We start from the raw sequence: 14,304 nt of genomic DNA on the forward strand, positions 1-14,304 counted from the left end.
GGGATGCGCCGGTGCGGGCCGGGCGGCCGGCTGCTGGACCCTGGGCAGCTCGGTGGTCATGTCCAGCGCGGCGGCGAGCCGCTCGGGCACCGGCGGGGCAGCCTGCTCCCCGGCAACCGGCGGCCAGGCCGGCGGCGCCGAGGCACCCATGGTGGGCATGGCGTTGGGTGCCGCCGAGACGGGCCGCTGCGGCAGCGGGCCACCCGACACCGGCGCCGCCGAGGTCGGGGCGGCGGAGACCGGCGCGGCCGAGACCGGCGGGGCGGAGTAGGGCGTGCCCGAGATCGGTGGCGACGACACCGGCGGAACCGGCGGTGCGGACACCGCGGGCGGCGCGTACGGCCCGGCCTCGGGGCTGCTCGGCAACTGACGCGGGATGCCCGACTGCGGGCCGTTGTCGGCCGGCTCGTCGGTGGCCCGACGCTGCGGCAGCGGGTCGATCGACTGACCGTTCGACGAGCGCGGGGCGAAGCTGTGTCCGCCGGTCACGCCGCTGGCGCCGGTCAGGTCCGACCAGGCGGGCAGGTTACCCGCGCCCGCCACGGTGGCCGGCGTGCCGGCGCCGTTGCGGCTGGCCGGGTCGAAGGGCCGGCCGCCGAGGGTCACCTGGTTGCCCGACCCGCCGGAACGCGGTGCGGGCGCCGTCGGCGCGGGCGAACCGTGGCCGAGCGCCGGCAGCGCACCGAACGCCGGACTCGGCGCGGACGAGGGGCCCGCGGCGGCGGGCAGCGCGGCGGGCAGCTGCCCTCGGCCGGACAGCGCCCGGGGCACCAGCACGACGGGCGGCAGCGTGACGTCGGCAACCGTGCCCCGGTCACCGCCTGGACGCAGCTCAACCTTCACCCCGTGGCGGGACGCCAGCCGGGCGACCACGACCAGGCCCATCATCCGGGAGACGGCGACGTCCACCTGCGGCGGCGTGGACAGCCGCTCGTTGAGGTCAGCCAACTGCTCGCCGCTGATGCCGATGCCGCGGTCCTCGACGTACAGCGAGGCGCGGTCGCCGACCCGGCGGGCCTCGACCATCACCTGCGAGTCCGGTGGCGAGAACGCGGTGGCGTTGTCGAACAGCTCGGCGACGAGGTGGACCAGGTCGTTCACGGCGTGCGCGGCGACCTCGATGTCGCGGTCGATCACCCCGAACTCGATCCGGGTGTAGTGCTCGACCTCGGACTGGGCGGCCCGCAGCACGTCGATCAGCGCGGCCGGCTCCCGCTGCACGCGGGTCGAGTCGGCACCGGCGAGGACCAGGAGGTTCTCGTCGTTGCGGCGCATCCGGGTGGCGAGGTGATCCAGCTGGAACAGCTCGGCGAGCCGGTCCGGGTCCTCCTCACCACGCTCCAGCCGGTCGAGGTGACCGATCAGCCGGTCGACCAGGATCTGGGACCGGCGGGCCAGGTTGACGAACATGGTCGCGACGGAGGCCCGCAGCGCGGCCTGCTCGGCGGCGGTGCGGACCGCCTCCAGGTGGACCGCGTTGAACGCCTCGGTCACCTGGCCGAACTCGTCCTTGCTACGCACCGGCAGCGGCTCGGCGATCTGGTTGGCCAGCTGCACCGGGGAGAGCTGCCCGGTGACCTGCGGGTCGCGCAACCTGGCCACCGCCTGGGGCAGCCCGTACTGGGCGATGGAGAGCGCGCCCTGGCGAAGCTCGCGCAGGGAGCGGGCCATCGAGCGGGCCACCAGGTACGCCAGGAAGATTGCCAGCAGCAGCATGGTCAGCAGCAGGCCGGTCTCCAGGAACACCTGGCGCTGCACGTCGGAGCGAAGCTCGCCGGCCTGGGCCGTCACGTCGGAGTCGAACTTCGACTCGACCGTCCGGATCAGCTTGCCGTTGGCGACCAGCGCCGCGTCCCACTGGTCGGGGGTGAAGGAGATGCTGGCGAGATTCGGGCTGATGTCGGCGGTGACCTGATTGATGTAGAGGGTCGCCTGCCGGCGGTCGCCGCCGCTGATGGTCTGGGAGTGGAAGTCCGTCTCCGCCTCGGTGGCGACCGCGTTGAAGCTCTGCTGCGCCTGCTGCTGGCCGGTCTCGCTGGAGATGTAGTCCCACCGCAGGGTCGAGCTCATGCCGCCCTGGATCAGGGCGCGATGCACCACCGCCCGGCGGACGGAGAGCCACTCCTTCTCGCGGGCCACGGCGGCCGCCGCCCGCATCCGGTCGCTGAGGTCGTTGTCGCCGGCGAGCTGGCTGGCCGAATCCCGGAGATCGAGCAGCTGATTGATCAACTCGTCGTAGGACTGGACCGCGTCGGTGATTTTGTACTTGCCGTTGAGCACCTGGCTGCGGGTACCCGGCAGGTCGGTCAGCCGCCCGTCGATCTGGGTCAGCAGTCCCGCGAGACTGGACGGCAGGCCGCTCAACTCGGCCCGCTGCTGCGAGTACGGGCCCTTGGCCCGGTCCACCCCGTTCAACACGTCGGTGTAGAGGGCGGAGTACTTCTTCTTCGCCTCCGACTCGGGCTTGCCCGACTGCTGTGGCGGCACGCCGAGGAGCAGCACGGCCGCGGTCCGCTCGTCTTGCAGACCGTCCACCAGTTCACCGGAGTAGCCGATGAGTTCGGCCAGGTCACCGGCGCGGTTGGCGTCGTTGAGCGAATCCAGGTGGTCGACCAGACCACTAGTACCCACGACGACCGTGGCGATGGTCGGCACGATCAAGATGAGTCCGAGCTTGGACCAGATCGGCATGTCGCGGAGCCGACCGGCCGGCCGGCGCAGACGCGACAGGAAGGAGCCTGCCGTCTTCGGCCGTTTGCTCACGTCACCGCCCTCGTGATTGCAGCGTCCGCGTTGCCCCCGGACAACGCCCAGCAGCCGACCCGGCGGGTCGGACCATCCGAGATTCCATCACGCCGCCCCGGAAAGAGAAAGCCCAGGCTGGCCCCAGCCGGAGGTGTGATGAGATGTTGATGCAATTTGATCGCGGTCCGTCTGTCCGGAGTCACTGAAGGTAATGAAAATCCCGCACCGAGTCGTCCTTATTGCCGGCCCTTCCGGCTCCGGGAAGTCGTACATAGCGCAGCAAACCGGGCTGCCTGTGCTCTGTTTGGACGATTTCTACAAGGACGGCGATGACCCATCGTTACCGCGACGGAACGGTCAGATCGACTGGGAGTCGCCCGATTCGTGGGACGCCGAAGCAGCGGTCGAGGTCATTGCCGAGTTGGCCCGCCTCGGCCGGGCAGAGGTTCCGGTCTATGCGATCAACGAGGACCGTCGGGTGTCCACTCGGCTGTTCAAGCTGGCTGATTCGCCACTTTTCGTAGCCGAAGGGATATTCGCCGCCGAGATTGTCGGGGAATGCCGCCGACGCGGCCTGCTCGCCGGGGCGTACGCACTGCGCCGGCCGCGCAGCGCGACCTTCCTCCGCCGGCTCGCACGGGACCTCGCCGAGCAGCGCAAGGGGCCGCGGGTGCTGGTGCGTCGCGGCGTGGCGCTGCTACGGGCCGAGCCGGCGGTGCTGCGTCGGCAGACCGGCCTGGGAGCGGAGGCAGCGCGCGGCCGGGACGTCCTGCGCCGGGTGGCCCGACTGCTCGCCGGTCACCCACCCGTCCGCTGAACCCGCCCCCGGCCGACCGTCGGGTGCGGCCGGGCCGCCGTCAGGCCAGCAGCTTCGCGTACGCCGGCTTGATCACCTCGTCGATGATCCGCAGCCGCTCGTCGAACGGGATGAACGCGCTCTTCATCGCGTTGATGGTGAACCACTGCACCTCGCGCCACCCGTAGCCGAACGCGTCGGAGAGCAGGGCCATCTCGCGGGACACCGAGGTGCCGCTCATCAGCCGGTTGTCGGTGTTGACGGTGACCCGGAAGCGCAGGTCGCGCAGCAGGCCGATGGGGTGCTCGGCGATCGACGCGGCGGCGCCGGTCTGCACGTTCGACGACGGGCAGAGCTCCAACGGGATCCGCTTGTCCCGCACGTACGCGGCCAGCCGGCCGAGCGTCGGCTCCGGCCCGGGGGTGATGTCGTCCACGATGCGTACGCCGTGGCCGAGACGGTCGGCCCCGCACCACTGGATCGCCTGCCAGATGGACGGCAGCCCGAACGCCTCACCGGCGTGGATGGTGAAGTGGAAGTTCTCCCGCTGGAGGTACTCGAAGGCGTCCAGGTGGCGGGTGGGCGGAAAGCCCGCCTCGGCGCCGGCGATGTCGAAGCCCACCACGCCGTGGTCACGGTGCCGCACGGCCAGCTCGGCGATCTCCTGCGACCGGGCCGCGTGCCGCATCGCGGTGAGCAGGGTGCCGACCCGGATCGGCGTACCGGCCTCGGCGGCGAGCGCGCTGCCCTCGACGAACCCGGCCAGCACCGCCTCGACCACCTGGTCGAGGGTCAGGTCCCGCTCCAGGTGCTGCTCCGGGGCGAACCGCACCTCGGCGTAGACGACCCCGTCGGCAGCCAGGTCCTGGGCGCACTCGCGGGCCACCCGGCGCAGCGCGCCGGCGGTCTGCATCACGGCGACGGTGTGCGCGAACGTCTCCAGGTAACGCTCCAGGGAGCCCGAATCGGCCGCCGCCACGAACCAGCGGCCCAGCGCCTCCGCGTCGGTGGTGGGCAGTTCGTGACCGACCTCGGCGGCCAGCTCGACGATCGTCGCGGGCCGCAGACCGCCGTCCAGGTGGTCGTGCAGCAGCGCCTTCGGCGCCCTGACGATGTCCTCGTACCGGATGCTCGGGCTCGGGCTCATGCTCAGACCCTAGTCCGCTGCGGTCGGGGCACCGGCTGTGGACCCGTCCACCGCGAGCCGCGTCACCGCTGCACACCGCACTAGACTCGGCCCGTGAGCGAGCGGCAGCCGTGATGGACCCTTGCGTCGTCGGCCGGCTGCGCTGCCCCGTCTGCGGTGAGCCGCTGACCGAGGTCGCCACCGGCGCCTCCCACGCGCTGCGGTGCCCGCACCGGCACAGCTTCGACATCGCCCGGCACGGCTACGTCAACCTGCTCGCCGGTCGCGCCCCGCACGGCGGGGACACTGCCGAGATGGTCGCCGCCCGGGCGGATTTCCTCGCCGCCGGCCACTACGACCTGATCTCCGCCGCCCTGGCCGATGCGGCAGGCGGAATCGGTGACCCGTACCCACTGGTGGTGGACGCCGGTGCCGGCACCGGCCGGCACCTCGCGGCGGTGCTGGCGGCGCTGCCGGACACAGCCGGCCTGGCCCTGGACGTGTCCAAGCCCGCCCTGCGCCGCGCGGCGCGGGCCCACCCGCGCGTCACCGCGGCGCTGGCCGACACCTGGCAGCGGCTGCCGGTGGCGGACGCCGCCGCCACCGTGCTGCTGAACGTCTTCGCGCCCCGCAACGGGGCCGAATTCCACCGGATCCTCGACCCGGCCGGGCGGCTGCTGGTGGTGACCCCGGCCGCCGACCACCTGACCGAGCTGGTCGACGCGCTCGGACTGCTGCGCGTCGACCCGGCCAAGGCGGACCGGGTCACGGCCAGCCTGGGCGGACATTTCACCGAGGCGTCGGCCGCCGTGCACCGGCGGGAGCTGACGCTGTCCGGTACGGATGTGGCGACCCTGGTGGGCATGGGACCGAGCGCCTGGCACACCGACCCGGCCGGGCTGGCCGCCCGGATCACCGCGCTGGGCGAGCCGGTCCGGGTGACCGTGGCCGTCCGCCTGGGCGTCTACCGCCCGAAGTAGTCAGGTGGAGAGGTCGACCTCTTCCCAACCGGGCGGCTCGTCGTGGTACGGGCCACGCAGGATCACCGCCCACTCCAGCGCCCACCGGCGCTGCCCGATCGCGTTGGCGTCCACCAGGCCGGGCAACGTCCGGCCGGCCCGGTCCACCTCCAGGTACGCCCAGTCCAGGCAGTAGTGCAGGTCGAGCAGGGCCGCCGCGTCCGCCGGGTGCTGCGGCGCGGCGAGGATCCGGGTACGCCACTGCCGGAACGTCTCCCCCTCGGCGATGTTCGGCAGGCGCTCCACCAGCCGCTCGTCCACCGGCATCGTGGGGTCGAGCTGCTTGGTCAGGCCGAGCGCCCAGGCCAGCGAGAAGAGCGCGTCGTGGTGCAGCACGAAGGAGCGGTGGTCGCCCTTGGCCCCGGTGACGAACTGGAACTCCGGCGGGGTGACCATCTCGACCAGGTGCGAGGCGAGCAGCCAGCTCATCGCCGCCTGCGGCGGCATGCCGAAGCAGCGGGCCAGGATCAGGTGCAGCACCGCGATCCGGGCCTCGATCTCCACCGTCGGTCGCAGCTCGATCTCGTCGCCGGGCTCCCAGACCAGCGGGAACTGCGGTGGCGGCAGCGGCAGCCGCAGCCGGGACAACTCGTCCAGGCTCGCCTCACGCACCTCCCGGGGGTCCGGGGCAGGAACGATCACGGCAACATCCCTGTCTGCTCACGACGTCGCGGCGCCGACTGTCCCCCCTGGCCAGCGAGAATAGCGGCCCGAGTGGCCCGGCACCATGGGGTCGGGCCACCCGTTCGCTCATTCGACGCGTTCGATCACCAGCGAGGCCGGGATCGGCGGTCGCGCGGCGACGGTCACCGCCCGAGCCGCCTCCGCCAGCGCGGCCGGGATCGCCTCGGCCCGTTCGGCCCGCAGCTCGTAGAGGGGCTCCCCGGCCTTCACCGGGTCACCGGGGCGCTTGTGCAGCACCACACCGGCCGGCACGCTGACCGGGTCCTCCTTGCGGGCCCGCCCCGCGCCGAGCCGCCAGGCCGCCACCCCGATGGCGTACGCGTCGACGGCCGCGACGTACCCGTCCATCTCGGCGCGCACCACCTCGACCTCGTCCGCCTCGGGCATCCGCGCATCCGGGTCACCGCCCTGGGCCCGGATCATCGACCGCCAGGAGTCCATGGCCCGCCCGTCGCGCAGCGCGGCGGCCGGATCGGCATCCGGCAGCCCGGCCGCGTCCAGCATCTCCCGAGCCAGCGCCAGAGTCAGCTCCACCACGTCGGCGGGGCCACCGCCGGCCAGCACCTCGACGGATTCGGTGACCTCCACCCCGTTGCCGATGGCCCGACCGAGCGGGGTGGACATGTCGGTGAGCAGGGCGACCGTCTTTACCCCGTGCGCGCCGCCCAGCTCCACCATGGTCCGGGCCAGCTCGCGGGCGTCGTCGACCGACTTCATGAACGCGCCGGTACCGACCTTCACGTCGAGCACCAGCGCGCCGGTGCCCTCGGCGATCTTCTTGCTCATGATCGAGCTGGCGATCAGCGGGATCGCCTCGACGGTGCCGGTGACGTCGCGCAGCGCGTACAGCTTGCGGTCGGCCGGGGCCAGCCCGGACCCGGCCGCGCAGATCACCGCGCCGATGTCGCGCAGCTGGGCGGTGAACTCCTCGTTGCTCAGCGCGGCGCGCCAGCCCGGGATCGACTCCAGCTTGTCCAGCGTGCCGCCGGTGTGCCCGAGCCCGCGTCCGGACAGCTGCGGCACCGCCGCGCCGCAGGCGGCCACCAGCGGGGTGAGCGGCAGGGTGATCTTGTCACCGACCCCACCGGTCGAGTGCTTGTCGACGGTCGGCCGGGCCACGGCGGAGAGGTCGAGCCGCTCGCCGCTGGCGATCATGGCGGCCGTCCACCGGGCGATCTCCGGGCCGGTCATCCCGTTCAGCAGGATCGCCATGGCCAGCGCCGACATCTGCTCGTCGGCCACCACCCCCCGGGTGTACGCGTCCACCACCCAGTCGATCTGCGCGTCGGACAGCACCCCGCCATCCCGCTTGGCCCGAATTACATCAACCGCCGCAAAACCACTCATCAGACAGATCTTTCCTCGTCGTTCGCGATACCGGTTCGCCCACCGTGACCACCGGGGATGGGCCGGCCGTGCCCGGCGGAGGGATCACGCCTGACCGCCCGGAGCCGGGCCCGGTCGGCCCATCCCCAAAGCTCAACCACCCCAGCGAACCGGGATCTCCAACGGCGGCTCACCCTCACCAGCCCAGAAGATGGTGCCGGACGCGTCCACCACCACGACCCGGGGCGTACGCGCCAACCCCCAGGTGATCGCCGCGGCCGGGTCGTCCCAGCTCGGCCCCTCCTCCAGCACCCCGGTCTCGGCGCCCGCGTCGTCCCCCGCCGAGCGCTCCCAGTAGGCCGTCCAGACCTGCTGTCCGGCCGACAGGTCGGGGTGCACGAAGACGGTGCCCCGCCCGCGCCAGGCGGCCAGCCGGTCGGGCACCACCGGCACCGGCCGCTCGCCGGTGACCGCCTCCAGGTCGGCCACGTCGAACGCGTGCGGCAGCAGCTCGGCCATTCGCAGCGGACCGCCCACGGCCTCGATCAGGCACTCCGGCCCGCCCTGCTCCCAGAGCAACTGCCGACAGCGCCCACACGGCATCAGCGGCTCACCGGTGGCATCGACGCAGGACAGCGCGACGATCCGGCCGCCGCCGGTGGCGTGCAGGGAGGAAACCACCCCGCACTCGGCGCAGAGCACCACGCCGTACGCGGCGTTCTCGACGTTGCAGCCGACCACCACCCGGCCGTCGTCGACCAGCGCCGCCGCCCCCACCGGGAACTTCGAGTAAGGCACGTAGGCGTGCCGCATCACCTCGGTGGCCGCAGCCCGCAGCCGCTCCCAGTCGATCTCCATCGTCCGCTCCCTGGATCAGCCCTTGATGTACGGCTTGCCGTCGGCGGCCGGCGCCCGCACCCGGCCGACCAGCCCGGCCACGGCCAGGATCGTCGCCAGGTACGGCAGCATGGCCAGGAACTGGCCGGGGATGATGCTGTTGATCGCGCCCAGGTAGGTGGCCAGCTGGTCGGCGAAGCCGAAGAAGAGCGCGGCGAGCAGTGCCCCGGTCGGGCTCCACCGGCCGAAGATCAGCGCGGCCAGGGCGATGAAGCCCTTACCACCGATCATGTTCTTGGTGAACGAGAAGAGCGCCAGCGTGTACGACGCACCGCCGATGCCGGCGACCGCGCCGGCCAGCAGCACGTTGCGGTAGCGCAGCCCGAGCACCTTCACGCCCAGGGTGTCCGCCGCGGTCGGGTGCTCGCCGACCGAGCGGGTCCGCAGACCCCACCGGGTACGGAACAGCGCGATGTGGATCACGAGCACCAGCAGCAGGGCGAGGTAGAGGAAGATGTTGCCCCGGAACAGCGCCGGGCCCAGCACCGGGATGTCCGACAGCAGCGGGATCTCCCAGTTGCTGAAGCGCGGGGCGCTGTTGTAGCGCGCGGCGTCGGTCTGCATCAGTCGCTCGTAGAGGAAGCCGGTGATGCCGACCGCCAGCAGGTTGAGCACGATGCCCATGACCACCTGGTCGACCAGGTAGCGGATGGAGAACACGGCCAGCAGCAGGGAGATGAACGACCCGCCGATCGCCGCGGCGACCAGACCCACCCAGACGCTGCCGGAGATGCTGCCGAACAGCGCGCCACTGAACGCGCCCATCAGCAGCTGGCCCTCGATGGCCACGTTGACCACGCCGGAGCGTTCACAGAGCACGCCGGCCAGCGAGCCGAAGATCAGCGGCAGGGCGAGCAGGAAGGTGCCCCGCACGATGTTGACCAGCGGCATGAAGTTCTGCCCGGTCGGGGCGGCGGAGACCTGCCAGCACAGGAACGACAGCACGAAGGCGACCAGACCGGCGGCGAGCACCGGGATGAACCAGCGCTTCGGCAGACCGGCCAGCATCGCGGCACCGGCGGCGAGGGTGATCAGGCCGAAGAGGATCGCCCCGACCGTACCGTTGATCTCCAGCGCGGCCCCGGCGGCGTCCTCGCTGAGCGTGAAGCGGGCCTGCTCGCCGGTGGCGAGCGCGCCGAACAACACCGTGGCCAGCAGGCCGAGCGCCAGCAGCACCAGCCCCACCTTGCGGGTCCGGGTCCAGAAGCCCTCGTCGACCGGCGCGACCTCGATGTCGGGAACAGCCATGGTGGACATGCCTCACCAGCCCTTCGCGAGGCTCGTCTGCAGCCGAGCGGCCCGCGCGGCCCGGAGCTGGAAGATCGCCTTAACCAGGGCCGGCGCGGCGATGAAGATGACGATCAGCGCCTGGAGCACGGTGACCAGCTCCAGCGAGATCCCCGAGTACGACTGCATCCGGTTGCCACCGGCCTGCAACGCGCCGAACAGCAGCGCGGCCAGCGCCACGCCCCACGGTTTCACCCGACCGAGCAGGGCGACCAGGATGCCGTCGAAGCCGATCTGGGCGACCACCAGCGGGGTCAGTGCGGCGGCGGTGGTGCCCAGCACCATCTGCGAACCGCCGAGCCCGGCCAGCACGCCGGCGAAGACCATGATCAGGACGTACGTCCGGGTGACGCTGATGCCCGCGGTCCGGGCGGCGTCCGGGTTGGCGCCCACCGCGCGCAGCTCGAAGCCGAGCGTGGAGCGGTTGAGCAGCCAGGCGACCGCCCAGGTGGCCAGCACGGCCAGCAGGATGCCGCCGTGCGCCCGCAGGTTGTCGCCGAACAGGCGGGGCAGCTGCGCGGAGGCGTCCACCGGCCGGCTGATCGCGTCGGTGCGGTTCGGGTCCTGCACCCCGTTCTGAACGATCAGCCAGGTCAGGAAGTAGACCGCGATGTAGTTGAGCATGATCGTGTTGATCACCTCATGCGCGCCGGTACGCGCCTTGAGGACGCCCGGGATGAAGCCCCAGATGGCCCCGCCGACCGCGCCGGCCAGCACCGCGACCAGCAGGTGCAGCCCGGGCGGCAGCGGCAGCAGGAAACCGGCGAGCGCGGCCAGGACGACGCCCATGGTGGCCTGGCCCTGGGCACCGATGTTGAACAGGCCGCCGCGGAAGGCCAGCGCCACCGACAGGCCGGTGAAGACCAGCGGCGCGGTGTAGGTGAGCGTCTCCGAGATCGGGCTCAGCGCGGTGTTGAAATTCGCCGCGGCCGGGTCGAAGACGGCGCCCTTGAACAGGTTCGCGTACGCCTCGCTGACCAGCGTCCAGCTGGCGTTGATCGCGTCCGCCGGACGGGCGGTGAAGTAGGCGTAGGTGGCCAACACGTCCGGGTCGGAAATGATCATCAGGATGGCACCGACCACCATCGCCAGCACCAGCGACAGCAGGGTCACCGTGAACGTGTTGGCGGCCCACAGGTTCTCCAGGAAGAGCCGCCCCAGGGTGGGGCGCTCCTGTGGGGCGGTGGGCGTGGTGGCCGCCTCCGCGCGCTCGGTGTTGCCGAGCGCGTTCTGGGCGGCCTGCTCCTCGCTCGCCGGCTCCTTGTCCGGGGAGCCCGGCTGGGGATTCGGGTTGGTCATGCTTCCTTGTCCTCGCTACCTGGACCCTCGGGGGCCGGCGCCACGCCGTCGGTGGTGGCCGGGGCGTCGCGGTCGGTGGTCGCCGCGGTGCCGCCGCCGGACACGGCGTCGGCGTCGGCGGTAGCCGCCGCGTCCCGGTCGGTGGTCGCCGCGTCCCCGCCCTCGGCCGAGTTACCGGCCGTCGCGTCCGGCGTGATGCCGGCCATCAACAGGCCGATCTCCTCGCGCGGGGTGTCCGGGCCGACGACACCGATGATCCGCCCGCGGTACATCACCGCGATCCGGTCGGCCAGCCCGATCACCTCGTCGAGTTCGCTGGAGACCACCAGCACCGCGGTGCCGATGTCGCGCTCGCGGATGACCCGGCTGTGGATGAACTCGATCGAGCCGACGTCCACGCCCCGGGTGGGCTGGGCGGCGATGAACAGCTTCAGCGGCCGGGACAGCTCCCGGGCCACGATCACCTTCTGCTGGTTGCCGCCGGAGAGGGTGCCGACCGGCGCCTGCGCCGACGAGGTGCGTACGTCGAACTGCTCGATCCGCTCCTGCGCCGACTTGGCGATCGCGTCCGGCTTCAGCGACAGGCCGCGGCCGAACGGCGGCTGGTCGTAGATGTCCAGCACCAGGTTCTCCGCGACGCTGAACTCCTTGACCACGCCGTCGACGCTGCGGTCCTCCGGCACGTAGCCGACGCCCGCCCGGAGCACCTTCTTGGTCGACCAGCCGTCCACCCGCTGGCCGTCGAGGGTGACCGTGCCGGCGAGCGTCGGACGCAGTCCCATGATCGCCTCGATCAGCTCGGTCTGACCGTTGCCCTGCACGCCCGCGATGCCGAGCACCTCGCCCGCGCGTACGGTCAGGTCGACGCCGTCCACCGCGCGCACCTGGCGGTCGTCGTCGACGACCAGGCCGGCGACGTCGAGGACCGGCTCGCCCGGGGTGGCCGGGGCCTTCTCCACGGTGAGCCGGACGGTACGGCCGACCATCAGCGCGGCCAGTTCGTCGCGGCTGGCCTCCGGCGACGCGGTACCCACGGTCTTGCCGCGCCGGATCACGGTGATCCGGTCGGCGATCGCCTTGACCTCGCCGAGCTTGTGGGTGATGAAGACGATCGACTTGCCGGCGGCCTTGAGCGACCGCATCACGGTGAGCAGTTCCTCGGTCTCCTGCGGGGTGAGCACCGCCGTGGGCTCGTCCAGGATGAGCAGGTCCACGTCGCGGGTGAGCGCCTTGACGATCTCGACCCGCTGCTGGATGCCGACCGGCAGGTCCTCGATCACCGCGTCCGGGTCGACCCGCAGGTTGTACCGCTCGGACACCTCGGCGACCTCGCGCCGGGCCCGGCGCCGGTCCAGGAATCCGGCGATGCCGCCCCGGACCTGCTCGGCGCCGAGCATGATGTTCTCGGTGACGGTGAAGACCGGGACGAGCATGAAGTGCTGGTGCACCATGCCGATGCCGGCCGCGATCGCGTCGGACGGGCCGCGCAGCTTCAGCGGCTTCCCGTCGACCAGGATCTCGCCCTCGTCGGGCTGGTAGAGCCCGTACAGCACGTTCATCAGGGTCGACTTGCCCGCGCCGTTCTCGCCGAGCAGGGCATGAATCTCTCCAGGCTCCACCGTCAGGTCGATGTGGTCGTTGGCGACCAGATCACCGAACCGCTTGGTGATGCCGCGCAGTTCGAGTCTCAGCGCAACCTCCTGGAGTGCGAAGCGATGGTGCAGCGTAGCTGCCGGGGGTGGATCGCGGCGTCGGCCGGACCGGTGGCGCGGATCGGCCGCTCCGGCGCAGCGGGTCTCCCCCGCGCCAGAGCGGCCGGATCATGGTGTGGCATGGTTCGCCGGCCGCCCCTGGTGATCGTCTCACCGGGGGTGACCGGCGAAGGGTCACTTCGGCTGGGCCGCCGACTCAACCTTGATGGTGCCCGCGGCGATGTCCGCCTTGAGCTTGTCGACCTCGGCCTTCAGCTCGGCCGGAACCTTGCTGTCGAAGTCGTGGTACGGGGCGATCGAGACACCGTCGTTGGCCAGGGTGCCGACGAAGCCCGGGTCGGCCGCGAGCTTGTCGCCACCGGCGGCCTTGAGGACGGCCTCCTTGACCGCACCCGGGATGTTCTTCACCACGGTGGTGATGATCGCCGGGCAGTTCGGGGTGCTCTCGCAGCCGTCGACGTCCACCCAGATGGTGTTGTACTTGCCCCCGGAGGCCTGGGCCGCACCGGTGGTGCCGAGGCCGGCGCCACCGGCGACCGGCATCACGATGTCCGCGCCCTGGGCGACCAGCGCGTCGCTGACCTTCTTGCCCTCGTCCTGCTTGACGAAGTCGTTGGTGAAGGAGCCGTTCTGGGTCGCCTTGTTCCAACCGAGGACCTGGACGGTCTTGCCCTTGGCCTGGTTGTACTGCGCGACGCCGTCGACGAAGCCGTCCATGAAGATGGTCACCGGCGGGATCTTCATACCGCCGTAGGTGCCCACCTTGCCGCTCTGGGTCATGCCCGCGGCGACGTAGCCGGCCAGGAAACCGGCCTGGGCGGTGTCGAACTGCATCGGGTAGACGTTGGCCACGCCCGGCTTGGCGTCGACGATGCCGAACTGCTGGTCCGGGTTCGCCTCGGCGATCTTCTTGGTGGCGTCACCCATCAGACCGCCGACGGCCAGGATGAAGTTGCAGTCCTGGTTGACGTACTGGGTGAGGTTCGGCTCGTAGTCCGCCTCGGCCTTGGACGCGACGTACTTGATGTCGATGTTGCTGTTCTCGGCCTTGGCGTCCTGCAGGCCCTTCCAGGCCGAGGTGTTGAACGACTTGTCGTCGATGCCGCCGACGTCGGTCACCATGCAAGCGGTGTACTTCTCGCCGCCCGAGCCGGCGTTGTTGCTCTCCGGGGCCTCGCCACACGCGGCGGCGCTCAGTACGAGCCCACCCGCCACGACGACCGAGGCGATACGCATCCCACGCACCGAGCGCAAGACGTCTCCCTTCCCATTGCACACCGCGTAGGTCGCGGTGGCAGCCCTTGAACCGGCCTGCGCCTTGCCGCCGGCGTCCCACGTTACGGACGCAGAGCGTACGCCCGCGCCCACCTGCCGAACGACAATCGTGCAGGACTGTTGGAGGCCTGTTACCCC

The 14,304-nt window shown here is 71.6% G+C and carries 11 protein-coding genes; 2 read left to right on the plus strand and 9 right to left on the minus strand.

The features are described from left to right. Positions 1–2,763: sensor histidine kinase (locus C1I95_RS13545; RefSeq protein WP_111214195.1), on the minus strand; the 2,763-nt coding region annotated here is incomplete at its 3' end. Between the two features lie 460 nt (positions 2,764–3,223). Here C1I95_RS13545 and C1I95_RS36365 point away from each other — a divergent pair. Continuing rightward, positions 3,224–3,562: a hypothetical protein gene (locus C1I95_RS36365; RefSeq protein WP_233513647.1), complete on the plus strand. Its 339-nt coding sequence runs from the start codon at positions 3,224–3,226 to the stop codon at positions 3,560–3,562. A 40-nt stretch (positions 3,563–3,602) separates the two neighbouring features. Here the strand turns inward: C1I95_RS36365 and C1I95_RS13555 are convergent, their stop codons facing one another. Beyond that, positions 3,603–4,688 carry an adenosine deaminase gene (locus tag C1I95_RS13555; RefSeq protein WP_111214176.1) on the minus strand — a complete coding sequence of 362 codons (1,086 nt, stop codon included), beginning with the start codon at positions 4,686–4,688 and terminating at the stop codon, positions 3,603–3,605. Positions 4,689–4,801: 113 nt separating this feature from the next. Between C1I95_RS13555 and C1I95_RS13560 the strand changes: the two genes are divergently transcribed. Continuing rightward, positions 4,802–5,647: a putative RNA methyltransferase gene (locus C1I95_RS13560; protein ID WP_111214177.1), complete on the plus strand. Its 846-nt coding sequence runs from the start codon at positions 4,802–4,804 to the stop codon at positions 5,645–5,647. On the opposite strand, the gene C1I95_RS13565 is transcribed toward C1I95_RS13560, so the two are convergent. The 7 genes from C1I95_RS13565 to C1I95_RS13595 form a co-directional block, all read right to left on the minus strand. After that, positions 5,648–6,328, minus strand: a complete 681-nt coding sequence (locus tag C1I95_RS13565) for a DUF4272 domain-containing protein (RefSeq protein WP_111214178.1) — start codon at positions 6,326–6,328, stop codon at positions 5,648–5,650. Between the two features lie 108 nt (positions 6,329–6,436). Then, the gene (locus tag C1I95_RS13570) at positions 6,437–7,717 is read right to left on the minus strand and encodes a thymidine phosphorylase (RefSeq protein WP_111214179.1); all 1,281 of its coding nucleotides are present in this window, start codon (positions 7,715–7,717) and stop codon (positions 6,437–6,439) included. Positions 7,718–7,849: 132 nt separating this feature from the next. Next, positions 7,850–8,554 (minus strand): cytidine deaminase, encoded by a 705-nt coding sequence (locus tag C1I95_RS13575; protein WP_111214180.1) that lies wholly within the window; start codon positions 8,552–8,554, stop codon positions 7,850–7,852. A gap of 15 nt (positions 8,555–8,569) precedes the next feature. Further along, positions 8,570–9,850: an ABC transporter permease gene (locus C1I95_RS13580; protein WP_111214181.1), complete on the minus strand. Its 1,281-nt coding sequence runs from the start codon at positions 9,848–9,850 to the stop codon at positions 8,570–8,572. A gap of 3 nt (positions 9,851–9,853) precedes the next feature. After that, positions 9,854–11,179, minus strand: coding sequence for an ABC transporter permease (locus C1I95_RS13585; RefSeq protein ID WP_111214182.1), 1,326 nt, complete (start codon positions 11,177–11,179; stop codon positions 9,854–9,856). Next, positions 11,176–12,903, minus strand: a complete 1,728-nt coding sequence (locus C1I95_RS13590) for an ABC transporter ATP-binding protein (RefSeq protein WP_111214183.1) — start codon at positions 12,901–12,903, stop codon at positions 11,176–11,178. The genes C1I95_RS13585 and C1I95_RS13590 overlap by 4 nt, the downstream gene beginning before the upstream one ends. Before the next feature lie 162 nt (positions 12,904–13,065). Further along, a complete protein-coding gene (locus C1I95_RS13595) occupies positions 13,066–14,127 on the minus strand; it encodes a BMP family lipoprotein (RefSeq protein WP_111214184.1) in 1,062 nt (353 codons plus the stop codon). Positions 14,128–14,304 lie beyond the last annotated feature (177 nt).

This window comes from Micromonospora craterilacus (assembly GCF_003236315.1).
Taxonomy (GTDB): domain Bacteria; phylum Actinomycetota; class Actinomycetes; order Mycobacteriales; family Micromonosporaceae; genus Micromonospora; species Micromonospora craterilacus.

Coding starts and splice junctions, on each gene's coding strand:
- C1I95_RS13560 (WP_111214177.1), top strand. CDS start 4,802: ATGGACCCTTGCGTCGTCGGCCGGCTGCGCTGCCCCGTCTGCGGTGAG.
- C1I95_RS13595 (WP_111214184.1), bottom strand. CDS start 14,127: ATGCGTATCGCCTCGGTCGTCGTGGCGGGTGGGCTCGTACTGAGCGCC.
- C1I95_RS13585 (WP_111214182.1), bottom strand. CDS start 11,179: ATGACCAACCCGAATCCCCAGCCGGGCTCCCCGGACAAGGAGCCGGCG.
- C1I95_RS13570 (WP_111214179.1), bottom strand. CDS start 7,717: ATGAGTGGTTTTGCGGCGGTTGATGTAATTCGGGCCAAGCGGGATGGC.
- C1I95_RS13555 (WP_111214176.1), bottom strand. CDS start 4,688: ATGAGCCCGAGCCCGAGCATCCGGTACGAGGACATCGTCAGGGCGCCG.
- C1I95_RS13580 (WP_111214181.1), bottom strand. CDS start 9,850: ATGTCCACCATGGCTGTTCCCGACATCGAGGTCGCGCCGGTCGACGAG.
- C1I95_RS13575 (WP_111214180.1), bottom strand. CDS start 8,554: ATGGAGATCGACTGGGAGCGGCTGCGGGCTGCGGCCACCGAGGTGATG.